General features: G+C 69.1%; 22 protein-coding genes. 9 read left to right on the top strand and 13 right to left on the bottom strand.

Annotated elements, in window-relative coordinates:
• Positions 1–47 precede the first annotated feature (47 nt).
• Positions 48–1160 carry an efflux RND transporter periplasmic adaptor subunit gene (locus tag FOF45_RS09370; protein WP_158984211.1) on the bottom strand — a complete coding sequence of 371 codons (1113 nt, stop codon included), beginning with the start codon at positions 1158–1160 and terminating at the stop codon, positions 48–50.
• 77 nt (positions 1161–1237) lie between these two features.
• On the opposite strand from FOF45_RS09370, the gene FOF45_RS09365 reads away from it, so the two are divergent.
• From FOF45_RS09365 to FOF45_RS09355, 3 genes are all read left to right on the top strand, one after another.
• Positions 1238–1948 (top strand): TetR/AcrR family transcriptional regulator, encoded by a 711-nt coding sequence (locus FOF45_RS09365; protein ID WP_158984209.1) that lies wholly within the window; start codon positions 1238–1240, stop codon positions 1946–1948.
• 130 nt (positions 1949–2078) lie between these two features.
• Positions 2079–2735, top strand: a complete 657-nt coding sequence (locus tag FOF45_RS09360; RefSeq protein ID WP_158984207.1) for a protein-L-isoaspartate O-methyltransferase family protein — start codon at positions 2079–2081, stop codon at positions 2733–2735.
• A gap of 67 nt (positions 2736–2802) precedes the next feature.
• Positions 2803–4227: a TolC family outer membrane protein gene (locus tag FOF45_RS09355; protein ID WP_158984205.1), complete on the top strand. Its 1425-nt coding sequence runs from the start codon at positions 2803–2805 to the stop codon at positions 4225–4227.
• Positions 4228–4331: 104 nt separating this feature from the next.
• Here the strand turns inward: FOF45_RS09355 and waaA are convergent, their stop codons facing one another.
• Positions 4332–5630 carry a lipid IV(A) 3-deoxy-D-manno-octulosonic acid transferase gene (gene waaA, locus FOF45_RS09350; protein ID WP_158984203.1) on the bottom strand — a complete coding sequence of 433 codons (1299 nt, stop codon included), beginning with the start codon at positions 5628–5630 and terminating at the stop codon, positions 4332–4334.
• A gap of 109 nt (positions 5631–5739) precedes the next feature.
• Here waaA and lpxL point away from each other — a divergent pair, with 109 nt between their 5' ends.
• On the top strand, positions 5740–6666 hold the full coding sequence (lpxL, locus tag FOF45_RS09345) for an LpxL/LpxP family Kdo(2)-lipid IV(A) lauroyl/palmitoleoyl acyltransferase (protein WP_158984201.1): 927 nt from the start codon (positions 5740–5742) through the stop codon (positions 6664–6666).
• A 15-nt stretch (positions 6667–6681) separates the two neighbouring features.
• Here the strand turns inward: lpxL and FOF45_RS09340 are convergent, their stop codons facing one another.
• From FOF45_RS09340 to FOF45_RS09315, 6 genes are all read right to left on the bottom strand, one after another.
• Positions 6682–7980 (bottom strand): O-antigen ligase family protein, encoded by a 1299-nt coding sequence (locus FOF45_RS09340; protein ID WP_158984199.1) that lies wholly within the window; start codon positions 7978–7980, stop codon positions 6682–6684.
• A complete protein-coding gene (locus tag FOF45_RS09335) occupies positions 7964–9088 on the bottom strand; it encodes a glycosyltransferase (protein ID WP_158984197.1) in 1125 nt (374 codons plus the stop codon). The genes FOF45_RS09340 and FOF45_RS09335 overlap by 17 nt, the downstream gene beginning before the upstream one ends.
• A gap of 55 nt (positions 9089–9143) precedes the next feature.
• Positions 9144–9344: a zinc-finger domain-containing protein gene (locus FOF45_RS09330; protein WP_158984195.1), complete on the bottom strand. Its 201-nt coding sequence runs from the start codon at positions 9342–9344 to the stop codon at positions 9144–9146.
• 66 nt (positions 9345–9410) lie between these two features.
• Positions 9411–10121, bottom strand: coding sequence for a pirin family protein (locus FOF45_RS09325; protein WP_158984193.1), 711 nt, complete (start codon positions 10119–10121; stop codon positions 9411–9413).
• Positions 10122–10181: 60 nt separating this feature from the next.
• Complete coding sequence (locus tag FOF45_RS09320) at positions 10182–10763, bottom strand: YceI family protein (RefSeq protein WP_158984191.1); 582 nt, start codon at positions 10761–10763, stop codon at positions 10182–10184.
• A gap of 24 nt (positions 10764–10787) precedes the next feature.
• A complete protein-coding gene (locus FOF45_RS09315; protein WP_158984189.1) occupies positions 10788–11405 on the bottom strand; it encodes a malonic semialdehyde reductase in 618 nt (205 codons plus the stop codon).
• A 116-nt stretch (positions 11406–11521) separates the two neighbouring features.
• Here FOF45_RS09315 and FOF45_RS09310 point away from each other — a divergent pair, with 116 nt between their 5' ends.
• Entirely contained in the window at positions 11522–12499 is a 978-nt protein-coding gene (locus tag FOF45_RS09310) for a mitochondrial fission ELM1 family protein (RefSeq protein WP_158984187.1), read from the top strand.
• A gap of 5 nt (positions 12500–12504) precedes the next feature.
• Here the strand turns inward: FOF45_RS09310 and glnE are convergent, their stop codons facing one another.
• The 4 genes from glnE to groES all read right to left on the bottom strand — a co-directional run bounded on the left by glnE (position 12505) and on the right by groES (position 18711).
• Positions 12505–15330, bottom strand: a complete 2826-nt coding sequence (gene glnE / locus FOF45_RS09305; RefSeq protein ID WP_158984185.1) for a bifunctional [glutamate--ammonia ligase]-adenylyl-L-tyrosine phosphorylase/[glutamate--ammonia-ligase] adenylyltransferase — start codon at positions 15328–15330, stop codon at positions 12505–12507.
• A 386-nt stretch (positions 15331–15716) separates the two neighbouring features.
• A complete protein-coding gene (locus FOF45_RS09300; RefSeq protein ID WP_158984183.1) occupies positions 15717–16499 on the bottom strand; it encodes a hypothetical protein in 783 nt (260 codons plus the stop codon).
• Positions 16500–16658: 159 nt separating this feature from the next.
• Entirely contained in the window at positions 16659–18296 is a 1638-nt protein-coding gene (gene groL / locus FOF45_RS09295; RefSeq protein ID WP_158984181.1) for a chaperonin GroEL, read from the bottom strand.
• A 127-nt stretch (positions 18297–18423) separates the two neighbouring features.
• The gene (gene groES, locus FOF45_RS09290) at positions 18424–18711 is read right to left on the bottom strand and encodes a co-chaperone GroES (protein WP_158984179.1); all 288 of its coding nucleotides are present in this window, start codon (positions 18709–18711) and stop codon (positions 18424–18426) included.
• Between the two features lie 517 nt (positions 18712–19228).
• Here groES and FOF45_RS09285 point away from each other — a divergent pair.
• On the top strand, positions 19229–19630 hold the full coding sequence (locus FOF45_RS09285) for a helix-turn-helix transcriptional regulator (protein ID WP_158984177.1): 402 nt from the start codon (positions 19229–19231) through the stop codon (positions 19628–19630).
• A 2-nt stretch (positions 19631–19632) separates the two neighbouring features.
• On the opposite strand, the gene FOF45_RS09280 is transcribed toward FOF45_RS09285, so the two are convergent.
• A complete protein-coding gene (locus FOF45_RS09280; protein WP_158984175.1) occupies positions 19633–20085 on the bottom strand; it encodes a hypothetical protein in 453 nt (150 codons plus the stop codon).
• A 127-nt stretch (positions 20086–20212) separates the two neighbouring features.
• Between FOF45_RS09280 and cutA the strand changes: the two genes are divergently transcribed.
• Genes cutA through FOF45_RS09265 form a run of 3 tightly spaced genes read left to right on the top strand, consistent with a single transcriptional unit; the run spans position 20213 to position 23557 of the window.
• Entirely contained in the window at positions 20213–20554 is a 342-nt protein-coding gene (gene cutA / locus FOF45_RS09275; RefSeq protein WP_158984173.1) for a divalent-cation tolerance protein CutA, read from the top strand.
• The gene (locus FOF45_RS09270; RefSeq protein WP_158984171.1) at positions 20547–22961 is read left to right on the top strand and encodes a protein-disulfide reductase DsbD; all 2415 of its coding nucleotides are present in this window, start codon (positions 20547–20549) and stop codon (positions 22959–22961) included. The genes cutA and FOF45_RS09270 overlap by 8 nt, the downstream gene beginning before the upstream one ends.
• A complete protein-coding gene (locus FOF45_RS09265) occupies positions 22961–23557 on the top strand; it encodes a TlpA family protein disulfide reductase (RefSeq protein WP_158984169.1) in 597 nt (198 codons plus the stop codon). The genes FOF45_RS09270 and FOF45_RS09265 overlap by 1 nt, the downstream gene beginning before the upstream one ends.
• The last annotated feature ends 27 nt before the right edge of the window (positions 23558–23584 follow it).

Here is a 23584-nt window from a genome sequence, read left to right as displayed (position 1 = left end):
GACCAGACCTTGCGTTGCATGGTCAGCATCCCGGTGACCGGCGTCGCTCACTTCATGCTGATGGGACGGTTGTCGCGATCGACCGGCTGCACCTTCTGTCCGTTGCGCAGCAGGTGGCCACCAGCCGCGACCACCCAGTCGCCCGCAGAGAGGCCGCTCTTCACCGGCACGCGGTCTTCCCCAAACGCACCGATCTGCACCGGCTTGAGGTTCACGGTCGACGATTTCGCATCGACCACGAACACTGCGGGCTGGCCGCCTTCGCGCTGGAGCGCGGCGATCGGCACGCTCAGACCGCCGTTGCCGTCGGTCGGCAGGAACACGCGCGCACTCTGGCCCAGTTCGAGCGCGTCGGCCGGCGCATCGACGGTGACGCGCGCGGCGTAGGTGCGCGACGCGGGATCGGCTGCGGGCGAGATCTCGCGGATGCGGCCGTTCCAGCGCTTGCCGGTCTGCGACCACGATTCCACCTGCACCGGCTGGCCGGGCTTGATCGAAGCGACCATGCCTTCGGGCACGGCGAAGGCGATTTCGCGCACGCCATCGGCTGCGAGCGAGAACACGCTCTGGCCGGCGGCCACGACCTGCCCGGCTTCGGCCTGGCGCGCCGCGATCACGCCATCGCGCGAGGCGCGCAGTTGCGAGTATTCGGCCTGGTTGCGGGCGACTTCGAGTTCGGCGCGCGCGGCATTGACCTGGCCCTGCGCCGCGGTCGCGGCGGCGTTCTGCGCATCCAGCGTGGAGCGGCTGACCAGTTGTTCGCCGGCGAGTTTGCCGAAGCGGGCCTGATCGGCGCGGGCGCGGCCGAGTTCGGCTTCGGCGGCCGCCAGTTGCGCCTGCGCGGCGCGCGCTTGCGCCTGCAGGTCGCCCGGATCGAGCACGGCCAGCACTTGTCCCTTGCGCACGTGGTCGCCGACCTCGACGCGTCGTTCGATCAGCTTGCCGCCCACGCGGAACGACAGCGGGCTTTCCTCACGCGCACGGACTTCGCCGGCGAACGCCGTGGCGGTGTGGTCGGACGCGACGGGGTGGGTCACCAGGACCGGACGGGCCGCTTCCTCGGGCTTGGCCTGGCCACTGCAGGCCCCCAATAACAAGGTCGAAAGACCGAGCAGCGCGACAGCGGCGCGGTGGGCAGCGGCGGGGAGTCGGCTGCGCATTGCGGAGACCTCGGAGGTTAATTAATGTACCTTTCGGTACTGTATAAATATCGAACTCATTAGTCTAGTATTGCCGCATGACCGCTTCACGCCAGTCCGCAGCCACGCCCCGGCCGGCTGCCAGTACGAAATCCGCCGGTCCCGGCCGGCCCAAGGATCTGGGCAAGCGCGCCGCCATTCTTGAAGCGGCCAAACGGATGTTCACCCTCCACGGTTACGGCGCCAGCATGGACCAGATCGCCGCCGAAGCCGGCGTCTCCAAGCTGACCGTCTACAGCCATTTCGGCGACAAGGACGCGCTGTTCGTGGCGGCGGTGGAGTCGCATTGCGACCTATCGCTGCCCTCATCGCTGTTCGAGCCCGCGCCGGGTACGCCGCTGCGGGAACGGCTGATGGAAATCGCCCGCGCGTTCTACGCGATGGTCACTGCGCCGGAGGCCGTCGCCGGCCACCGCATGCTGTGTTCGCCGCAGATGGCCGGTTCCGACCTGCCCAAGCTGTTCTGGGAGGCCGGCCCGATGCGGGTGCAGGCCGACTTCGCCGCGCTGCTCGAGCGCCGTATCGCCGCGGGCGAGTTGAACATCGCCGACGTGCCGCGCGCAGCCGGGCAGTTCTTCTCACTGCTCAAGGGCGAGCCCCACGCCTGCCTGGTGTTCGGCGGACCGGCGCCGGCGGAGGACGAGATCGAGGCCCACCTGGCCGCGGCGGTGGAGCTGTTCCTGCGCGCCTTCGGGGTGCACGACCGCGCGCCGGCGCGACCGTCCCGCACCCCGGCGTCGCGCCGATGACATCCGTCTTGGTTACTTCTGGCACTCAGCCCGTCCGCGGCCGCGCCGCCATCCTGTGCGCCGCGCCCGCGACGGCCCTTGCGGCCGGAACCGTTACAATTCGCGGTCTTCCGCGCGAGATTTTCCCCCGATGAGCACGATGGATTACGACAAGGCACGCGAACTGATGGTCGAACAGCAGGTACGTCCCTGGGACGTGCTCGACCCGCGCGTGCTCGAGGTGATGGCGACCCTGCCGCGCGAGGCCTTCATCGCCCCGGCGCACCGCAACCTCGCCTACAGCGACCTCGCCCTGCCGCTGGGCCACGGGGAGTTCGCCATGAAGCCGGTGATCGAAGGACGTGCCCTGCAGGGCATCGCGTTCGAACCCGGCGACGACGTGCTCGTGATCGGCACCGGCTCCGGCTACCTGACCGCCTGCGCCGGCCGCCTGGCGCGCGAAGTCATCAGCCTGGAGCGCCACGCCGACCTGGCCGACGCCGCACGCGCCGCGCTGGCCGAACAGGCCGTCGGCAACGCACAGGTGATCCATGCCGACGCCCTGACCTGGACGACCGACCGCCGCTTCAGCGCGATCCTCGTGACCGGCGCCGTCGACACCATCCCGCAGCGTTTCGTCGACTGGCTGCAGCCCGGCGGCCGCATGTTCATCGTGCGCGGCCGCTCGCCGGCGATGGAAGCGGTGCTGGTGCGCAACGATGTCAACGGAGTGCGCATCCAATCGTTGTTCGAAACCGATCTGCCCTACCTCGTCGGAGCGGCCCCCGCTCCGACGTTCCAGTTCTGACGCCCCCCACACGCCCGCGCCGAACGCGGGCGGTTCAACAAGAACGTAAAACGGACAAGGACCTCGCATGATCCGCCGCCCGCTCGTCATCGCCCTCGCCGCCGCCGTGAGCCTTTCGGCTTTGCTGCCGGCCACGGCCTCCGCCGAAGACCTCCTGCAGACCTACGAGCTGGCACGCGGAAGCGACCCGCAACTCCAGGCAGCCGAATCCAACCGCCTCGCCATCCGCGAAGGTTCGGTGCAGACGCGCGCAGCGATGCTGCCGCAGATCGACGGCACCGCCTCGATCAGCAAGGCGCGCAACTACGAGCGCGGCGACGCTTCGCTCAACGCCGACGGCACGCTCAGCGGCGGCAACAGCGAATCGGAGACCACCTCGCGCGGCACCGAAGTGCGCCTGAGCCAGATGGTCTACGACCGCGCCAACTTCACCCGCCACAAGAGCGCCAAGGCGCTCAGCGAAGCCAGCGACTTCCAGCTGCTCGCCGCCGGCAATGACCTGATCACCCGCACCTCGGCCGCCTACTTCGACGTGCTGATCGGCCTGGAATCGCTGGCCGCCGCCGAAGCCGCCGAAGCCGCGCTGAAGAAGCAGTTCGACTACGCGTCCAAGCGCCTGGAAGTCGGCCTTGCGCCGATCACCGACGTGCACGAAGCGCGCGCCCAGTACGACCGCGCACGCGCCAACACGATCCTCGCCCGCAACGAGGTCGAGGACCGTTACCAGGCACTGGCCGAGATCACCGGTCAGCAGGTCCGCAACGTGAAGGGCCTGCCGAAGGACTTCCAGCCGTCACTGCCGGAAACGCGCGACGCCGAAGGCTGGGTGCAGACCGCGATCGACAACAACCCCGCGCTGCGCGCCAAGGAACTGCAGGTCGCCTCGACCGAGGCCGACGTGCAGACCGCACGCGCCGGCCACTGGCCGCGCCTGTACTTCAACGGCAGCTACGGCGACAACGAAAGCTGGGGCGACAGCGTCGTGCGCGACATCTCGCGCGACCTCGACAGCCGCAGCTTCGGCCCGAGCGTCGGCCTGACCCTGTCGGTGCCGATCTACTCCGGCGGCGCGACCCAGTCGGGCGTGCGTCAGGCGCTGGCGCGTCGCGACGTCGCCTCCGACGAGCTGGAGCAGCAGAAGCGCGGCCTCGTGCGCAACACCCGCAACGCCTACCAGACCCTGGTGGCGAGCATCAGCGAAGTGGAAGCGCGCCGTCTGGCGCTGGTCTCGGCACAGAGCGCGTACGACGCGTCGCAGGTCGGCCTGGAAGTCGGCACCCGCACCGTGCTGGACGTCCTGCAGAACCAGAACAACCTGTTCACCGCGCAGCTCGAGTACGCCCGCGCGCGCTACAACCACCTGCAGAACCGCCTGCTGCTGGAACAGGCCGCCGGCACGCTCGACGTGGCCGATGTGCAGGACGTGAACCGTCTGCTCACCGCCAACACCGAAGCGCAGCTGCCGTCGAGCGACGTGCCGACGCAGAACTGATCGCACGCGGTCAGTCGCAGCAACAAGAAAAACCGCCGGTCTCCCGGCGGTTTTTTTGTTGCCCGGCAGGTGGACCACGGTCGCGCTGTTTCAGCGCCTCCGGCTTACTCCGCGGCAGATGGCAGCAACGGCTGCAACAACTCCATCGTGCGTGCGAGCGCGCCGCGTCCGGTTTCGACCAGCGCGCGGCCGGCCGTGGTCATGCGTTCGCGCGACGCGGGATCGGCGAGCAGTTCGGCGACAGCGTCGTATACCGCATCCGCATCGGCGACGACACGCAGCGCACCGGCGTCTTCGAGTCGCTGCGCGATTTCGACGAAGTTGTGCAGGTGCGGACCGGTGACGATCGCGGTGCCGGTGGCGGCGGGTTCGAGCAGGTTGTGTCCGCCGATCGCCTGCAGGCTGCCACCGACGAAGGCGACGTCGGCGCAGGCGTAGAAGCTCATCAGCTCGCCGAGCGTGTCGACCACGAATACCGCGTCGTCGGCCTGCGGCCATTGCTGGCGCGAGCGCGTGGACACGTTCCAGCCGGCCAGGCGCGCGTTGTCGGCAACGATGCGGAATCGCTCCGGATGCCGTGGCGCCCACAGCAGCAACAGATCGGGGAAATGCGCGCGCAGCCGGCGGTGGATCGAGAGCACCGCGGGCTCCTCGTCCTCGTGCGTGCTCGCCGCGATCCACACCGGACGCACGCCGCTGTGGCCGCGGCACGTCGCCGCGAACGCCGCGAGATTGTCGGGCACGGCCACGTCGAACTTGAGGTTGCCTACTTCCCGTACCTGTTCAGGGCTCGCGCCCAGGCGCACGAAGCGCTCGCCGTCGGCATGCGACTGCGCGGCGACGGTGCGCACCGTGCGCAGCGCGCGCGCCACCAGCGGCGCCAGCACGCGGTAGCCGCGCAGCGAGCGTTCCGACAGGCGCGCGTTGAGGATCACGGCCGGCACGCCGTGGTCGCGGCACCCGAACAGCAGGCTCGGCCACAGTTCGGTTTCCATGATCAGCGCCGCGTACGGACGGTAGTGCCTGAGGAACCGCCCGACCGCGCCGGGCAGATCGTAGGGCAGGTAGACGTGTTCGACCGCGTTGCCCCATGCGGCCTGCACGCGCTCGGAGCCGGTCGGCGTGATCGTGGTGACCAGGATGCGCAGGTCCGGTCGCGCGCGGCGCAGCGCGTTGACCAGCGGCACCGCGGCATTGACCTCGCCCACCGACACCGCGTGCACCCACAGCGTCCGCATCGACGGCCGGTCGCCATAGAACGCGTAGCGTTCCTGCCAGCGCAGGAAGTACGACGGCTGGCGCAGGCCGCGCCAGATCAGGTGGTACACGGTGATGGGAGCCAACAGATACAGGGCGACCGAGTACAGGCCGCGCAACAGTCGCTCGATAGGGTCCGTCGGCATCGCGACTAGGATAACGAAGGCCGTGACGGACAGGCGAAGATTCCGCGTCGCCTGCTCGCGCACAGTGGGAACCTGCTGCGCGACGCGGCGCAGGCCATAGAATTCCCGGATGTCCAAGGCCGTCGAGTCCCCCACTTCTCCCGCCTCACCACCGCTCGGCCCCGCCCACTGGCCGATGTGGCTCGCGCTTGGCGTCATGTGCGCCGGTGCGCGCCTGCCGTGGCCGGTGCAGCGCGGGCTGGGACGCCTGATCGGCGCGGTCGCCCTGCGCGTTGCCGGCACGCGACGCCGCGCGGCGCAGGTCAACCTGGCGCTGTGCTTCCCGGAGAAGACGCCGGCCGAGCGCGAGCGCCTGTTGCGCGAGAGCTTCCACGATTTCGGCATCGGCCTGTTCGAATTCGCCCGCGCATGGTGGGGCTCGGACGCGCCGATGCGCCGGACCGTGCGCATCGAAGGACTCGAACGCCTCGACGCGATCCGCGCGCAGGGTCGCGGCGTGCTGATGGTGTCGGGCCACTTCATGACCCTGGAGATCTGTGGCCGGCTGATGTGCGAACAGCTGCCGCTGGCCGGCATGTACCGCCGCCATCGCAGCCCGGTGATGGAATGGGCGGTCAAGCGCGGCCGCCTGCGCTACGCGACGGCGATGTTCACCAACGAGGAAGTGCGCCCGGCGATCCGCCACCTCAAGCAGGGCGGCTTCCTGTGGTACGCGCCGGACCAGGACATGCGCGGCAAGGACACGGTGTTCGCGCCGTTCTTCGGCGTGCCGGCGGCGACGATCACCGCCACGCACCAGTTCTCGCGACTGAGTGGCTGCGCCGTGGTGCCGTTCTTCCATCGTCGCGAAGGCGGCGATTACATCCTGCGCGTGGGCGAACCGCTCGCCGATTTCCCGTCGGCCGACGTCGCCATCGACAGTGCGCGGGTGAACTCGTCGATCGAGGCGATGGTGCGCGAGGCGCCGACGCAGTACCTGTGGATCCACCGCCGCTTCAAGCGTCGTCCGCCGGGACTGGCCTCGCCTTACGCGTGAGGCGACGCGCGCGGACTATTCGCGCGCGAGCAGGCTGCCGGCGTACAGCGCCGCGAGCAGCAACGTGAGTCCGCCCCAGAAAGTCGAATAGAACGCCAGGTGCGTGTTGAGCGGGAACAGCGTCGCCGCCAGCGCCCACATCGCCGGACGCGCGCGTTCGCGCGCGGCTTCGTCGGCGAAGTGCCATGCGCGCCATGCCAGCGCGAGGCCCGCCATCCACAGCAGCAGACCGAACGCACCGGTTTCGCTCAGCACTTCGAGGACGATCTGGTGCGCGTGCAGTGCGGGACCACCGCCCCACGCCGCACGCTGGCCCGGTGCCGGATCGCACGCGGGGAACGCTTCGCGGAAACCGCGCGCGCCGACGCCATTGAACGGATGCTCGCGGACCATGCACGTCGCCGCTTCCCAGATGCGCGCACGCCCCGACAGCGCGCTGTCGACGCCCTCGACATCCGCGGTCAACGCGTGCGCGGTACGCGCGATGCGCTCGCGCACCTGCGGCACCGCGGTGGACAACAGGCCGATGGTGATCGCGCCGAGCACGAACACGCCGAGCAGCTTCTTCCATCCCAGCAGGCGCCAGCCCGACAGCGACAGCGCGACCGCGTAGGTGATCCACGACGCACGCGAACCGGCCAGCACCAGCACCACGCCGAGCGCCGCGGCGCAGAGCAGCCAGCCGACGGTCCCGAGACGACGGCCGCCGGCGAACAGCAGGAACGGCGACAGGCTCGCCAGTACCGGACCGAGCTTGAGGTTGCACGGACCCAGCACACCACTGAGGCGGTCGACCTTGGCGACTTCCTCCGGCGTGCACATGCCGTGGCCGCTGATCGCGTGCTTGATGCCGTCGATGGCGGAGAACAGCGGACTGCTGCCACTCGCCGCCTGCGCCAGCGCATCGACAGTCCAGACCGTGACGATCACCGCCAGACCGATGAAGGTGGTGCGCCGTCCGCGCGGTTCGGCCACCGCCGCCGCGGCCAGCCACAGGAACGGCAGGTAGCGCAGGTCGACCGCCGCTTCGCGCAGCGCGCGCGCGGGATCGAGCGCATCGATCGCCGATACGAGCTCCGGCGTCCAGTAAGCGAAGAACAGTACGCTGGTGAGCGCCCACGCCGGATGACTCAGCAGCTGCGAGCCGCCACGGAAACGCGACAGCGCCAGGCGCACGATCGCCGCCAGCGCGCCGAGCACGAGCACCGCTTCGGCATAGCCCGGGGCGGGCCACAACGCGACATAGGTCAGCACCCACGCCGGCGCCCAGCGCCAGCCGTGCGCGCGCGGCGCGCCTTCAGCGGCGGGGTTCATCGACGAGCTCGGCGTAGACGTCAAGCGTGGCCTCCTGCATCGCGCGCAACGAATCCGGAATCCTATCCGGTGGCGTCGGCGGATGCGTAAGAAGTTCGTAGCAAGTTCGATGCAATGCATCGATGTCGAACGGTGCGACCGTACCGGAAGGTTGCCATTGCGCCAGCAGCTCGCCGACGCCGCCGTGGTTCCAGCCCAGCACCGGCCGACCGACCGACAACGCTTCGACCACGGTGCGGCCGAAGGCTTCGGGCTTGCGCGACAGCTGCAAAACCAGGTCGCTGGCCGCGTAGGCGCGCGCGATGTCGTCGGTGGGCGCGGTGAACGCCACCGACCCGGCTATGCCGAACGTGGCGGCTTCGCGTTCGAGCTCCGCGATGTAGGCCTCGCGGCCCGCTTCGCGCGCACCGGGCAACCACAGGCGCGCGTCGAGCCCATCCGCGCGCAGTCGTGCGAGCAGCACCAGCGCGTCGGCGTGGCCTTTCAGGCGCGTGCCGCGTCCCGGCAGCAACAACAGTGGACCGTCGCCCGCGAGCGCCGGATGCAGGGCGGCGATCGCGGCGCGCGCTTCGCGATCCGGATGCGGCGCGCGCGGGAAGGCCATCGGATCGATGCCGCGCGGAATCACGCGCAACCGCTGCGGCGGCGTATCGGAGTAGTGCGCGAGCACGTAATCGCGCACGGTCCGGGAAACGCAGATCACGCGTTCGCCACGCGTCATCACCGCGCTGTAGCGCGACGGCGAGTTGAGTCCGTGGACGGTGGTGACCCAGCGCGGTCGCTGCGCCTGCGGCACGCTGCTCAGTGCGAACTCGCCGACCCACGCCGGCAGGCGCGAGCGCGCATGCACCACGTCCACGCACTCGCGCACGAACAGGCGGCGCAACGCGACGACGTGGCGGAAGGTCAGCGGCGACTTGTGGCCGATGTCAAGCGCGACGTGCTCTGCGCCCAGCGCGAGCAGCTTCGGCACCAGGCGGCCGCCGCGCGAGACGACGATCGCACGATGTCCGGCCGACACCAGCGCCTGTGCGATTTCGAGAGTGGAACGTTCGACGCCACCGGACTCCAGCGCCGGCAGCAGCTGGACGACGGTCAGTCGCGGCATGGGGCTGCTCCCGGGCGGCCTCATGCGATCGGCACGCGTCGTCGCTGGGGAGCCGTCAGTCTTCGAGCACGAAGTGCGACCCGCAGTACGGGCACTGCACTTCGCCGCCGTCGGCTTCGATCGGCAGGTAGACGCGCGGATGCGAATTCCACAGCGCCATCGAGGGCAGCGGGCAGCTCAGCGGCAGGTCGGCGCGGTGCACGACGTAGCGCTGCTCGGCGTTGGCCTGGGTCGGATGGGCGTTGGCTGCGGTCATGGCAAAAACACGGTTGGCGACGCGGGCCGCAAGTTTACCAGCCCCGGCGCCTTGCCCGTGTCGTGGTCAGGCGGGAAGGTCGAACAGCAGCACGAGGGCCGGCGTTTCGCCGCCACCCTGCACGACCAGCTCGCCGCCTTCGTCCTGGAAGCCCAGCGCATCGCCGGCCCGGAGCACGGTCGAACCGTTCACCGTCGCCTCGCCATGCGCCAGATGCAGCCAGTACAGACGCGAGGGATCCAGCTCGCGACGCACTTCCGCGCCGCGCTCCAGACGCGCCTGCGAGATCGACGCGTCCTGGCGGATCGCCAGGCTGCCTTCGTGGCCTTCATGCGATGCCAGCAGCATCCAGCCGCGCGCGTCGGCCGGGATCGCGTCACGACCGGCCCGGGCGGGCTCGTGATTCAGGCGCGAAGGCTGGATCCACATCTGCAGCACGTGTGCCGGTTCGGAGGCGGACGCGTTGGCCTCGCCGTGCTGGACGCCATGTCCGGCGCTCAGCCAGTGCAGGCCGCCGGTACCGATGACGACGTCGTCGCCGAGGCTGTCGCGATGCGCGAGCGCGCCGTCGACCACGTAGGCGAGGATCTCCATGTTGGCGCGCCGCTGCGTCTCGAAGGCCGCACCGGGCGCAAGCCGCACCTCGTTCAGCACGCGCAGCGGACCGAAGCCCATCCAGGCGGCGTCGTAGTAACCACCGAAGGAGAAGGTCAGCCGACCGTCGCGACCGTCATGGCTGGACTGGCCGCGTGCGGCGGCGGGGCGTTGGACGATCATGCGCGCTCACGGAAGCGGGAACGGGGCGCATTGTCCCCGTTCCCGTCGCGGTTTGCCCGCTTATTCCGCCTTCGGCACTACGGCTTCGGTGGTGATGCGGATGGTGACGTTGTCGCTCACGTTCGGCGCGTACTTGTCGACGCCGAAGTCGCTGCGCTTGATCGTGGTGGTGGCGTCGAAGCCGGCGGCGGCGCGCTTGGCCATCGGCTGCTCGCCGACCTTGTTGATCGTGGTGTCGAGCACGACCTGCCGGGTGATGCCCTTGATGGTCAGGTCGCCGAACACGCGCAGCTTCTTGTCGCCGGCGGCCTCGACCTTCGTGCTCTTGAAGGTGATGGTCGGGAACTTCTCGGCGTCGAAGAAATCGGCGCTGCGCAGGTGCTCGTCGAACTTCACGACGTGCGAATCCAGACCCGCCAGCGGCAGGGTCACTTCGACCTTGGAGCTGCCCACGTTGGCCGGATCGTAGGTGATCGCGCCGTCGACCTGGCCGAAGTTGGCGATCGGGTTGGAGAAGCCGAAGTGGCTCCAGCTGGCGACGACCGAGGTGTGGTTCGCGTCGATCTTGTAGGTGACGGGGGCGGCGAAGGCGGTGGTGCTGGCCACGGCCAGGGCCGCGACGAGGGCGATGCGCTTGAACATGCGAGTGCTCCGTGAGGTGTGGGGTTACAGGATCTGCGCGGCTTCGTCGAACGACAGCCGCGGCGAGCGCGGGAAGAGCTTGGCCGGATCGCCGTGGCCAAGGTTGATCAGGAAGTTGGACTTGATCTTCGTGCCGGCGAAGAACGCCGCATCGACCTTGGCGTTGTTGAAGCCGGACATCGGCCCGCAGTCCAGGCCCAGCGCGCGCGCCGCCATCAGCACGTAGGCGCCCTGCAGGCTGCCGTTGCGCAGGGCGATGGTGTGCAGGGTGTCCTCGGGCTTGGTGTCGAACCAGCCGCGCGCATCGGTGTGCGGGAACAGGTACGGCAGCTTCTCGTAGAACGCCATGTCGAAGCCGACGATGGCGGTCACCGGCGCGGCCAGCGTCTTGGCGTAGTTGCCTTCGTCGAGTGCCGGGGCGAGCTTGGCCTTGGCTTCGGCCGACTTCACGAACACCAGCCGCAGCGGCGACATGTTGGCGCTGGTCGGTCCCCACTTGGCCAGCTCGTACAGCTGGCGCAGGGTGTCGTCGCTCACCTCGCCCGTCAGTTCGTTATGGGTGCGGGCGGTGCGGAACAGCCGGTCCAGCGCCGCGTCGGACAGCGGAGCGGCATCGGCGGGCCGGGAATCGGATTGCGACATTCGTGAACTCCAGGGAGGGCCGCACGACTGCCGCGGCCGAGGATCGAGAGTGTAGAGTCTGGCACGATCGCAACAGCCGACTGTTCCGGAACGGATTGATCACAAACGTGCAACGAATGCGCGACGAATCTGGCCTTTTTCGCCCCTCCGCCACGGCCTCGACCTGGACCCTGACCGACGGTAACGCCGGCAACGTCCGCCAGGCCGAAGCGCTGGCGGCCGCACTGGGCGGGGCCTTCGAGCGCTGGACGCTGCAATCGCGGGCCCCGTGGCGATGGCTGGCCCCGCGCATCCTGCCGGGCGCGCGGCATGCGTTCGGTGACGGCTTCGCGCGGGCCTGGGACACTCCGCCCGGGCTGGCCATCGGCTGCGGCCGACAGGCAGCGCTGGCCAGCCGCCTGCTGCGCTCACGCGGCACGCGCGCGGTGCAGATACTGGATCCCCGCATCGATCCGGCGCACTGGGACCTGGTGATCGCCCCCGAACACGATGGCCTGAAGGGTCGCAACGTGATCCCGGTGCTCGGCAGCCTGCATCCCATCGACGACCTGTGGCTGGCGGCGGCGCGACGCGATTTCGCGAGCTACGCCGCCCTGCCCGGCCCGCGGACCGCGCTGCTGATCGGCGGCGACAGCGCGCACACGCGCTTCGATGCCGGCACCTATGAGGTGCTGCTGGATCGCATCGCCAGCGTCGTGCGCGATGAAAGCGGCAGCGTGCTCGCCACCGCATCGCGACGCACGCCCGCCGACGTTCGCGCGCGACTGCGCCAGCAATTCAGCGCGTTGCCCGGCGTCGTATGGGCGGGCGAAGACGACGGTGCGAACCCCTACGCAGGCCTGCTGGCGTGGGCCGATCGCATCGTCTGCACCGCCGATTCGGTGAACATGCTCTCGGAAGCCGCGGCGACACTGGCGCCGGTGTTCGTCGCCGGGCACGAACGTGTCGGCGGCCGCCCGCGCCGCTTCATCGAACGACTCCTGCGCTCACGCCGCGTGCGCACAGTCGGCGTCGACATGGAGCCGTACGACGTCGCTCCGCTGCGCGAAACCGCACGTGTCGCCGCGGAAGTGCAGGCGCGCCTGCACGGCTGACGCCGTCAGGCGGCGGGCACGTCGTCGAATGCCAGTCCGTGGCGATGCGTCGCGGCGATGATCGACTCGCGCGCGGAGGCGATGCGTTCGTCGATCGGCAAACGGCGCGGACGCCGGTCGAGCGTGCACGCCAACCCTGCGTCGAGCAGCACCGCGTGCGCACCGATCAACGCCTGCACTTCGTCGGCATCGAGCCAGCCATCACTCGCTACCGTCGATATCAGCGCCGGCGTATTGCGCGGCGCGAGCCACGCGGCATGCTCGGCCGAGTGCGCGAGCACCGCGTACTGCAACAGGAATTCCAGGTCGACCAGGCCGCCCTGGCCCTGCTTCAGGTCGAAGCTGCCGGCATCGCTGCGATCGAGTTCGGCGCGCATGCGTCGACGCATCGCGACGACATCGTCGCGCACCGTCTTGGCATCGCGCTCGCGGGAAAGCGTCTGCGCGCGAACCTGTTCGAAGTCCGCACCCAGCGAGTCGTCGCCGGCGATGAAGCGCGCACGCACGAGCGCCTGGTGTTCCCAGGTCCATGCTCGTTCGCGCTGGTAGTCGCGGTAGCTCGACAAGCTCGAAACCAGCAGGCCTTTCGCGCCATCCGGTCGCAGGCGCACATCGACGTCGTACAGACGGCCTGCGCCGGTCACCGCGCCCAGCAGCGCGACGACCTTCTGCGCCACGCGCGCGAACCAGCGCGTGGCTTCCAGCGGACGGGCACCGTCGGAATGCGCATGCTCGCCGCCGGGCGAGTCGTACAGGAACACAAGGTCGAGATCGGAACCAAAACCCAGCTCTTCGCCGCCGAGGCTGCCATAACCGATCACGGCGAAACGCGCACCGGGCACGCGACCGTGCGCCGTGGCGACTTCATGCTCGGCCAGCCGCAACACGCGCGCGACCACGCCGTCCGCGAGCCACGCAAGCTGGCACGCACTGTCGCTAGCGGACTGGCGACCGTCGCGCAACGCCATCGCCATGCGGAAACTCAGCGCCTGGCGCACTTCGTTCAATGCCTGCAGCACGGCTTCGGCATCGTCGTCGGCATCTTCCGCGACGGCGATGCAGGCCGCGTGCAGGGCCTCGCGTCCCGGCAACGGGCCGGCGACGCGCGCATCGAGCAGTTCGTCCAGCAGCAATGGGTAGGCGGCGAGTCGTTCGGCCAGCAGTGCGCTGCGCGTGACCACTTCCACCAGTCGCGCCAGCGCGGCCGGCTGTTCGTCGAGCAGCGCGAGGTAGGCGCTGCGTCGCAGCACGTTGTGCAGCAGTGCGAGCAGGCGACGCAACGCGAGCATCGGCTCGCTCGATGCGGCCGCGCCCTGCAGCAGCGCCGGCATTACGCGGTCCAGTCGCGCACGCGTGCTGTCGGACAGGCCGCGCACGCCGGGGCTGCGGGCGAAATCGCGCAGCACGCCGTCGGCGTTGCCCGCTTCCACGAATCCCGCGTCGCCGAGCACCGCGCTGTCGCCGCCGTCGGGCAGCGCGCGCCAGTACGCGGTGATCGCATCGGGCGCATTGCGCTTGCGTCGCGGTGCGAGCAAGGCCTCGAACTCGGCCGTCACGCGCGCACGCTGCCCGTCGAGCGCTTCGCGCAGCGATGCCCAGTCGGCGTGATCGAGCGCGATCGCGATGCGCGCGCGATCGCCTTCCGCGTCGGGCAGCGCATGCGTCTGCGCGTCGCGCAGCATCTGCAGGCGGTTCTCGAGGCGGCGCAGGAAACGGTACGCGTGCGCCAGCATCGAACCGGCGTCGTCGCTCATCTGCCGCGCCTCGACCAGCGCCTGCAGCGACGGTAACAGGCGGCGGTCGCGCAGCGCGGGTTCGCGGCCGCCGTAGATCAGCTGCAGCGCCTGCACGAGGAACTCGATCTCGCGGATGCCGCCGGGGCCGCGCTTGATGTCGTCGGCCAGCTCCTTGCGTGCCACTTCGGCGCTGATCGATGCCTTCATGCCACGCAAGCCGTCGAGCGCGCCGAAGTCGAGGTATCGCCGATAGACGAACGGCCGCAGGCTTTCGAGGAAACGTTCGCCCGCATCGATGTCACCGGCGACGGGTCGCGCCTTCTGCCAGGCGTAACGTTCCCAGTCGCGCCCCTCGCGCTGGAAGTACTGCTCCATCGCGGTGAACGACCACGCGACGCGACCGGCGTTTCCATATGGGCGCAGGCGCAGGTCGACGCGATGGCAGAAGCCGTCCACGGTGAGCTCGTCGAGCAGTTTCGCCAGCTGCTGACCGAGGCGCGCGAAGTAATGTTCCGCGTCGAGCGCGCGCGCGCCATCGGATTCGCCGTCGTGTTCGTACGCGTAGACGAGGTCGACGTCGGAGCTGAAATTCAGTTCGCCACCGCCGAGCTTGCCCAAGCCGAACACCACCAGCCGCTGCACGTTGCCTTCGCGATCGCGCACCACGCCGTGGCGCTGCGCGAACTCCGCCTCCAGTGCTTCGAGTGCGAGCTGCAGGCAGCGTTCGGCCAGTCGCGTGCTCCCGGCGAGCGTGTCGTCGACTTCGTCCAGCCCGAGTACATCGCGCCACACCAGCCGCGTGGATTCGGCCGTGCGATAGCGGCGCAGTTGCATCGGCCAGTCGGTGCGGTGTTCGGGCGATAGCGTCGGCGCAGGCCACGCATGCGCGCCATCGTCGCGCAGCAGCGACTGCAGCAGCTCGGGTTGGCGCACCAGCGTGTCGATCGCGAAGTCGCTGGCGATGGCGACGCGGCGCAGACGCTCGTGCGTTTGCGGATCGTCGATCGCGTCCGGACTCGAAAGGCGCAGGCGCGCCATCGCGCGCTCGGCGATGGCGTCGATGGCGCTGGAATGCGTGGGGGAATCGGGATTCATCCGCGCGATTCTGGCATGCACGCACGACGATGTTCGCTGCGCACAGGCGTGTCATCGCACTGCGTGATCAGTGTGTCGGCGGCGTTGGTGCGAAGGCGCGCGCGTCTTTCACGACTCACGCCCGGCTGGGTGCGGAGGACACGCAACGCGCGCTCCTGTCTGGCCCTCGCAACGACGAGGCAGGATGCATGCGGCTCGGATGCGGCGGTGTTGGCAAGAATCCTGCCGACCGACAGCAACGGCTGCCTGGGCTTTGGACAAATAAAAAGCCCGCCCCGGTCGAACCGGTTGCGGGCCTGCTCCCTCCCCCACGTCGGGATGCGCGCTGATCGTGAAGGAACCGTTAGGGGCTTTGCACGCTGCAATGCAAAAGAGAACTGTCGGGTTTAAAAAGTGACCCCGGTCGCGCTCCGCGACCCCGCCAAATCGGGGGTCGCGGCGAACCAGGAGGCGAACTCGGGGGCGATGAAGGGTCGGACCACGTCCGCCGGCACGTCCACCACCGCCGTCTCTGCGCTGCCCGGTTGCTGGGTCGGCACGCCCACGGCGAAGACCTGTCCCTGCGAGTTCACCCTGGGGACCAGTTGGCGGGGATCGGCCAGGCCGGCGCTGGCCGGGGCGCCCGGAGGCGCCTCCGGTGTGGTGGCCGCCGGGTCGCGCAGGAACGCCTGCACCGCGGTCCAGCCGGCCGTGCCGGGCATGAGTTCATCGGCCCGCAACAGCCGCTCGCGATCGCGCTGCCAGACGAACCAGTGCTGGGTGAACCGGCTGGAGGCACCCCCGGTGTACAGGCTGCTGTCGGCGCCGATCACGATGAGCCGCGGACTGTCGACCAGCTGCGAGAAGGCCAGCGTCAATTCGTACGGGGCATCGTTCGGCTTGCGCCTGGCGATCGCGCCGTCGAGCGTCGCACGCTGCGTAGTGGCGTACGCCTGCAGTTCTCGCGCGAGTCCCGCCGGAAGGTGCGCCCCGGCCGGATAGCTGATGCCGACGATCGACTGCGCATTGCGCTCGAACACGTCGCGCGGCGCATCGTCGACCGCGACGGGCACCGTCTGCGGCGTGGAGACGGACGGCGGCTTCTCGCGCTGGCACGCGCCCGTGCAGAGGACGAGCGCCATACAGGCCAGGCGCGCGCACGGCGCGAGGCGAAGCACGAACGAACCCACGACGACTCTCCAATTCCAATGAACCGGAGAACGCTATCGGCGCGGTACCGATGCGGCTGTCGGACGATTCTGAAATGGCGTGCGCGCACGAACGCGACGCGCAAAAAAAAGAACCCCGCATCGCTGCGGGGTTCTTCGTGTCGCGAAGGGTGCGTGGACTTAGAAGTCCATGCCGCCCATGCCGCCCATGCCGCCGCCCGGCATTGCCGGCTCGTCCTTCTTCGGCAGCTCGGCGACCATCGCTTCGGTCGTGATCATCAGACCGGCGATCGACGCGGCGTTCTGCAGCGCGGTGCGGGTGACCTTGGTCGGGTCCAGGATGCCGAACTCGATCATGTCGCCGAACTCGCCATTGGCGGCGTTGTAACCGAACGCGCCCTTGCCTTCGATGACCTTGTTGAGGATGACCGACGGCTCTTCGCCGGCGTTGGTCACGATCTCGCGCAGCGGCGCTTCCATCGCGCGCAGGGCGATGGCGATGCCGTGGTTCTGGTCTTCGTTGATGCCCTTCAGGCCGGCGATGGCAGCCTTGGCGCGCAGCAGCGCGACGCCGCCGCCCGGAACGATGCCTTCTTCCACCGCAGCGCGGGTGGCGTGCAGGGCGTCTTCAACGCGGGCCTTCTTTTCCTTCATCTCGACTTCGGTCGCGGCGCCGACCTTGATGACGGCCACGCCGCCAGCCAGCTTCGCCACGCGCTCCTGCAGCTTCTCGCGGTCGTAGTCGGAGGAGGTCTCCTCGATCTGCGCCTTGATCTGCTTGATGCGGCCTTCGATGCCCGACACGTCGCCGGCGCCGTCGATGATGGTGGTGTTCTCCTTCGAGACCAGCACCTTCTTCGCGCGGCCGAGATCCTTGATGGTGGCCTTGTCGAGCTGCAGGCCGACCTCTTCGGAGATCACGGTGCCGCCGGTCAGGATGGCCATGTCTTCCAGCATCGCCTTGCGACGGTCGCCGAAGCCCGGGGCCTTCACGGCGCAGACCTTCACGATGCCGCGGATGGTGTTGACCACCAGGGTCGCCAGGGCTTCGCCCTCGACTTCCTCGGCGATGATCAGCAGCGGCTTGCCGGCCTTGGCCACGCCCTCGAGGACGGGCAGCAGGTCGCGCACGTTGGAGATCTTCTTGTCGTGCAGCAGGATGAACGGATCGTCCAGCTCGGCCTGCATCGACTGCTGGTTGTTGATGAAGTACGGCGACAGGTAGCCGCGGTCGAACTGCATGCCCTCGACGACGTCGAGCTCGTTCTCCAGGCCCGAACCGTCTTCGACTGTGATCACGCCTTCCTTGCCGACCTTGTCCATCGCCTGGGCGATGAGGTCGCCGATGTTGGCATCGGAGTTAGCCGAGATCGTGCCGACCTGCGCGATTTCCTTGTTGGTCGACGACGGCTTGGAGATCTTCTTCAGCTCGCTGACGGCCTCGGTCACGGCCTTGTCGATGCCGCGCTTGAGGTCCATCGGGTTCATGCCGGCGGCGACCGCCTTCATGCCTTCGCGGATCAGCGCCTGCGCCAGCACGGTGGCGGTGGTGGTGCCGTCACCGGCGTTGTCGGAGGTCTTGGAAGCGACTTCCTTGACCATCTGCGCGCCCATGTTCTCGAACTTGTCGGCAAGCTCGATTTCCTTGGCGACGGACACGCCGTCCTTGGTGATGGTCGGGGCGCCGAAGCTCTTCTCGAGCACGACGTTGCGGCCCTTCGGGCCGAGCGTGGCCTTGACGGCGTTGGCGAGCACGTTGACGCCGCGCAGCATCTTGACGCGCGCGTCCTCGCCGAAGCGGATTTCCTTAGCAGCCATGTTCTTTGACTCCGTGATTCGTGATTGTGATTCGTGGAAGCGGGGGTGTGGTTCGTTCCGGGAGGAGTCCGTCGGCGCGGTGCGCCGCGACGGATCGCCGTTCACCGATGGCGAACCACGGTGTTGATCAGCCGAGGACGGCGAAGATGTCGTCTTCCTTCACCACCAGGAATTCGGTGCCGTCGAGCTTGACCTCGGTGCCGCTGTACTTGCCGAACAGCACCTTGTCGCCGACCTTGACCTTCGGCGCGCGGACGTTGCCGTTGTCGAACACCTTGCCTTCGCCCACCGCGACGACTTCGCCCTTGATCGGCTTCTCGGTCGCCGAGTCGGGGATCACGATGCCGCCGGCGGACATCTTTTCTTCTTCCATGCGCTTGATGACCACGCGGTCGTAGAGCGGCTTGATATTCATCGCGACAATCTCCGGGGATGACGTAAGTGATTGAAACAAAGGGGAAAGAATCGAAATTTTAGCAGTCGCCCCGGCTGAGTGCCAACGTCCGGGGCGAAGAAAACCCGGCGAACCGGGATGGGCGAGATGTGGGGGAGCCTGTCCGCCTTTCAAGGGGCGACTGCGTATTGCAGGACGTGAACCCCGATGTGAGAACGCAAAACGCAAAAAGAAAGAGCGCGTCCCCGTGGAACGCGCTCTTTTGGTGCGGAGTTGGCCGTCCTGAGCTTGGCGCGTCCCTGCACCCGTCCCCGAACCTGACGCCTTGTCATGGCCAACAATCCTTGTCAGCTCGGGAATGGATGTTGGGCATTTGCGTGCCCTGCGGCCAGAGCGCGCCTGCTGACGTTGGGTAGCGCCGCGCAGGCAAAACTGTGAGGAGTGTTGGCTTTCATGTATGCCGATCCTGTCATACGCTACCGTTAGCGCACAGCATGGCGTGTATTTTGTTCACCAGGTGAGCACAGGTAGCCAGCCCATGACCCCGCAGCAACGCATTCGTCTCGCCCGGCGCCATGCCGGCCTCTCCCAGGCCTCGCTCGGCACGGCCGTGGGCGTCCAGCGCAGTGCCGTCGGGCACTGGGAGGCCACGCGCGGCAAGTTCCCGAGCGTGTCCCACCTGCGCGATATCGCACTGGTCACCGGGGTCCAGTTCGAATGGCTGGCGACGGGGCGCGGCAACATGAACCTCTCGGCCGAAACGGCGATGGACTCCGTCGCCGCGGCTGACGCGATCCTGATCGAGGACCCACTGGAGCTGCGCCTGATCGCCGCCTTCCGCGAGGCGCCGACCCGCTCTAAGGCACCGCTGGTGGAAGTGGTCGAACAACTGGCCGACGTGCGCACCGGGCGCGGTCGCACCGGCGCCGCGCGCCGATAGGTTCAGCGTCCGAGCAGGCGTCTGACGGCAGCAGGCGGCAGGGCCGCGCAGTCGGCAGCCGGTTCGAACGCGGACGTCGCGGTTTCGTCGCCCTGCACCAGCTGGACGCGCTTGGGCAGCACCGCGTCGCCCAGGCCCACGGTCCAGACCGCGCGGATGACGCCCTGCATCGGCGGCTCGACCAGCAGTGCGCCATTGGCATCGACGTAGACCAGGTCGTTGGCGGAGGAACTCACCCGCTTGCCGGTCTCCAGGTCGATGACGCCGATCGTGGCGGGATCGCGCCAGCAATCCATCGCGTGCTCGCAGCTCAGGTCGATGATCAGCCGCGGCGCGGGCGTCGCCTGGTAGCAGGCGGCGCGAACGCGGATGCCGTGCGCATCGCCCGGCTGGGCCAGGGCGGCCGGCACGGCGAACGCGCACAGCGCGAGGACGGCGATGGAGCGGTACGGCATCGGACCTCCCGTGCCGGTGGGGGCCGGCGCCGGCAGCCTACGCCAAAGCCCCGACGCCCGGGTGACCGGCCGGCCGCAACCTTCCCACGCCCATGCCCGAGGCCGGTGCCCTACACTGGCGCCCCTCATGGCCGCGTCTCCCGCCCCGCCGGTCCGGCTGGTGCTCAGCACCTGCCCCGATCCGCAGACCGCCGATGCCCTCGCCCGCTCGCTTGTCAGCGAGCGCCTGGCGGCGTGCGTCAACATGCTTCCCGGCGTCGTCTCCACGTACCGCTGGCAGGGCGCGGTCGAGCGCGGCGACGAAATCCTGCTGCTGATCAAGACCACCGCCGACCGCCAGGACGCGCTGATCGCGCGACTGCAGGCTCTGCATCCCTATGAACTGCCCGAGGCCATCGCGGTCGAAGCGGTGGGCGGCCTGGCCGCCTACCTGGACTGGGTGGCCGAACAGACCCGAGACGATGACTGACGCATTCCGCTCCCGCCTTCGCGGACAATTCCGTTCCCTCGCCCTGCGCCTGGGCGCCGCCGCGCTGACCGCGCTGACCATCCTGCCGGCGCATGCGGCGATCGACCCGGACGACCTGCTGCCGGTCGACGAAGCCTTCGCCCTGCGCGCCGAAGCACCATCGCCGGACCGCATCGAAATCCGCTGGCGCATCGCCGACGGCTACTACCTCTACCGCCATCGCATCGCCGTGCAGGCCGACGCCGGCTTCGCTGCACAGCCGCTGCAGCTGCCCAAGGGCGACGCGCACGAAGACGAGTTCTTCGGCAAGGTCGAGACCTACCGCCAGGCACTCACCGCGGTGCTGCCCGGCACGGCGAAGGCGCGACAGGTCACGCTGAAGATCAAATACCAGGGCTGCGCCGACGCGGGCATCTGCTACCCGCCGCAGACGCGCAGCGTGAACGTCGCACTGCCGGCATCGGCGGGCGCGAACGCCGACGAACAGCCGGTGGTGAACTTTGGTGCCGCGCGTTCCGGCGCACCGCTCAGTGGCGGACTGTTTGGTGGAAAGACCGGTGCCACGGACGCGCTGCCGCTGCCGCCGGAACAGGCGTTCGGCTTCGAGGCGATCGCCGGCGACGGCAATACGTTGCTGCTGCGCTTCACGCCGGCGCGCGGCTACTACCTGTACCGCGACAAGACCACGCTGACGCTCGACGACGCGGCGAAGCGCGCCGGCTTCGCGCTGGGCGCGCCGCGCTGGCCGCGGGGCGTGGCACATCGCGACGAACATTTCGGCGACGTCGTGGTGTTCTTCGACCAGGTCGAAGTGCCGGTGCCGCTCGCGCGCCGCGAGGCCGGCGCCACGCGCCTGCATCTCACCGCACGCTTCCAGGGCTGCCAGACCGACGGCATCTGCTATCCGCCGATGACGCGCGAAGTCGATGTCGCGCTTCCTGCCGGCGTGGTCAAGGCGCTCGATGCGGCGCCTGCGACGACCGCGACCTCGACGGCTCCGACTGAAGACGCGACCGCCGTCGCCAGCGCAGCCCCAGCGACCGCAGGTAGCGAGGCGATCCCCGCGACCGCTGCAACAACGGCGCCGTCCGCGACCACCGCTGACGAAGCCAACCTGGCCGAAGACAGCCGTCTCGCCAAGGCGTTGTCCGGCCCGAACCGCTGGTGGGCGCTGGCGAGCTTCTTCGGCTTCGGCCTGCTGCTGTCGTTCACGCCCTGCGTATTGCCGATGATCCCGATCCTGTCCGGCCTGATCGCCGGCCACGGCCCGGGCCTGGGCGCGCGCCGCGCGTTCTCGCTGTCGTTCGTGTACGTGCTGGCCAATGCGCTGGTGTTCACCGTCGCCGGCGTGATCGCCGGCCTGGTCGGCGCGAACCTGCAGGTCGCGTTCCAGACGCCGTGGGTGATCGTGGTCTTCGCGCTCATCTTCATCGCGCTCGCGCTGTCGAGTTTCGGCCTGTACGAGCTGCAGCTGCCGACCGCCCTGCGCAACCGCCTGGGTTCGATGACCGACCGCCAGCGTGGCGGCTCGTGGGTCGGCGTGGCGATCATGGGCGCGCTGTCGGCACTGATCGTCGGCCCCTGCGTGGCGCCGCCGCTGGCGGCGGCGGTGCTCTACATCGGCCAGACCCAGGATCCGGCGTTCGGCGGTGCGGCGTTGTTCCTGCTCGCGATGGGCATGGGCGTGCCGCTGCTCGCATTCGGTGTGGCCGCGGGCAAGGGCCTGCCGACCAGCGGACCGTGGATGGTCGCGGTGCAGCGCGTGTTCGGCTTCATCTTCCTCGGCCTGGCGATCTGGATGCTGTCGCGCATCCTGCCGGCGGCCGCCACGCTGGCGTTGTGGGGCGTGGTGCTGCTCGCCGCTGCGGCCGCGATAGCGGTCGCGATCCGGGCCGCGCACGGCGCCGGTGCGCGCGTGGTCGGCTGGACCGCCGCGCTGGTGCTGGGTCTGTTCGGCGCGGCGCAACTGGTCGGCGCGATGGCCGGCAGCCATGATCCGCTGCAGCCGCTCGCCGGCCTGCGCAGTGGCGGCGTGCGCGAAGCCGAGCTGCCGTTCCGCAAGATCAAGTCGCTGGAGGATCTCGACCGTGAGGTCGCCGCGGCCAAGGCGGCCGGCAAGCCGGTGATGCTCGACTTCTATGCCGACTGGTGCGTGTCCTGCAAGGAAATGGAGAAGTACACCTTCCCCGAACCTGCCGTGCACCGCGCGCTGTCCGGTTTCGTCCTGCTCAAGGCCGACGTGACCGCCAACGACGACACCGACCAGGCGCTGATGAAGCGGCTGGGCATCATCGGCCCGCCGGCCACGCTGTACTACGCCGACGGTGCGGAACGCCGCGAGCTGCGGCTGTTCGGCTTCGAAGACGCCGACAAGTTCGTCGAACGCGCGAACCGGGCCGCGCGCTGATGGGTTCGACCGGCAAGATCCTGCTGGTCGCCGCCGTGGCCGGCGTGCTTGGCGCCGGCGCGGGCCTGTGGCTCAACGGCCCCGGCCCGTTGCTGCGGACCGAGGTCGGCCAGCGCGCGCTGCAGTCGGCGATGGAAGCCACGGCGCCGAAGCCTCCCGCCGACCTGGCCGTGGCTCGGCGCGGCGAGGTCATCCCGGCGCTGCAGCTTCCGTCGCTCGACGGTCGCAACGTGGCCCTGCCCGCCGCCTACGCCGGGCGGCCGCTGCTGATCAACCTGTGGGCCAGCTGGTGCGGGCCGTGCATCGAAGAGATGCCCGAGCTCGACCGCTTCGCCGCCGCGCAGGGTGCGAACGGCACGCAAGTGGTCGGCATCGCGCTGGATGATGCGGCCGCCGTCCAGGACTTCCTCAAGCGGATTCCGGTGCGCTACCCGATCCTGCTCGACCAGGCCGGACCGCGCGACGCGGGCGTACAACTGGGCAATCCGAAAGGGGTACTGCCCTACACCGTGCTGGTGTCCGCCGACGGACGGCTGATCAGGCAGAAGATCGGGCCGTTCCAGCACGGCGAAATCGACAACTGGGTCGCAGATTAGAGCGACCACTCAAACAACTGATTAAAT

The sequence above is a fragment of the Lysobacter panacisoli genome (assembly GCF_009765165.1).
Classification (GTDB): domain Bacteria; phylum Pseudomonadota; class Gammaproteobacteria; order Xanthomonadales; family Xanthomonadaceae; genus Lysobacter_J; species Lysobacter_J panacisoli.
This window is presented reverse-complemented; position numbering and strand designations above follow the sequence as displayed.

Coding starts and splice junctions, on each gene's coding strand:
- FOF45_RS09370 (WP_158984211.1), bottom strand. CDS start 1,160: ATGCGCAGCCGACTCCCCGCCGCTGCCCACCGCGCCGCTGTCGCGCTG.
- FOF45_RS09365 (WP_158984209.1), top strand. CDS start 1,238: ATGACCGCTTCACGCCAGTCCGCAGCCACGCCCCGGCCGGCTGCCAGT.
- FOF45_RS09360 (WP_158984207.1), top strand. CDS start 2,079: ATGAGCACGATGGATTACGACAAGGCACGCGAACTGATGGTCGAACAG.
- FOF45_RS09355 (WP_158984205.1), top strand. CDS start 2,803: ATGATCCGCCGCCCGCTCGTCATCGCCCTCGCCGCCGCCGTGAGCCTT.
- waaA (WP_158984203.1), bottom strand. CDS start 5,630: ATGCCGACGGACCCTATCGAGCGACTGTTGCGCGGCCTGTACTCGGTC.
- lpxL (WP_158984201.1), top strand. CDS start 5,740: ATGTCCAAGGCCGTCGAGTCCCCCACTTCTCCCGCCTCACCACCGCTC.
- FOF45_RS09340 (WP_158984199.1), bottom strand. CDS start 7,980: ATGAACCCCGCCGCTGAAGGCGCGCCGCGCGCGCACGGCTGGCGCTGG.
- FOF45_RS09335 (WP_158984197.1), bottom strand. CDS start 9,088: ATGCCGCGACTGACCGTCGTCCAGCTGCTGCCGGCGCTGGAGTCCGGT.
- FOF45_RS09330 (WP_158984195.1), bottom strand. CDS start 9,344: ATGACCGCAGCCAACGCCCATCCGACCCAGGCCAACGCCGAGCAGCGC.
- FOF45_RS09325 (WP_158984193.1), bottom strand. CDS start 10,121: ATGATCGTCCAACGCCCCGCCGCCGCACGCGGCCAGTCCAGCCATGAC.
- FOF45_RS09320 (WP_158984191.1), bottom strand. CDS start 10,763: ATGTTCAAGCGCATCGCCCTCGTCGCGGCCCTGGCCGTGGCCAGCACC.
- FOF45_RS09315 (WP_158984189.1), bottom strand. CDS start 11,405: ATGTCGCAATCCGATTCCCGGCCCGCCGATGCCGCTCCGCTGTCCGAC.
- FOF45_RS09310 (WP_158984187.1), top strand. CDS start 11,522: ATGCGCGACGAATCTGGCCTTTTTCGCCCCTCCGCCACGGCCTCGACC.
- glnE (WP_158984185.1), bottom strand. CDS start 15,330: ATGAATCCCGATTCCCCCACGCATTCCAGCGCCATCGACGCCATCGCC.
- groL (WP_158984181.1), bottom strand. CDS start 18,296: ATGGCTGCTAAGGAAATCCGCTTCGGCGAGGACGCGCGCGTCAAGATG.
- groES (WP_158984179.1), bottom strand. CDS start 18,711: ATGAATATCAAGCCGCTCTACGACCGCGTGGTCATCAAGCGCATGGAA.
- FOF45_RS09285 (WP_158984177.1), top strand. CDS start 19,229: ATGACCCCGCAGCAACGCATTCGTCTCGCCCGGCGCCATGCCGGCCTC.
- FOF45_RS09280 (WP_158984175.1), bottom strand. CDS start 20,085: ATGCCGTACCGCTCCATCGCCGTCCTCGCGCTGTGCGCGTTCGCCGTG.
- cutA (WP_158984173.1), top strand. CDS start 20,213: ATGGCCGCGTCTCCCGCCCCGCCGGTCCGGCTGGTGCTCAGCACCTGC.
- FOF45_RS09270 (WP_158984171.1), top strand. CDS start 20,547: ATGACTGACGCATTCCGCTCCCGCCTTCGCGGACAATTCCGTTCCCTC.
- FOF45_RS09265 (WP_158984169.1), top strand. CDS start 22,961: ATGGGTTCGACCGGCAAGATCCTGCTGGTCGCCGCCGTGGCCGGCGTG.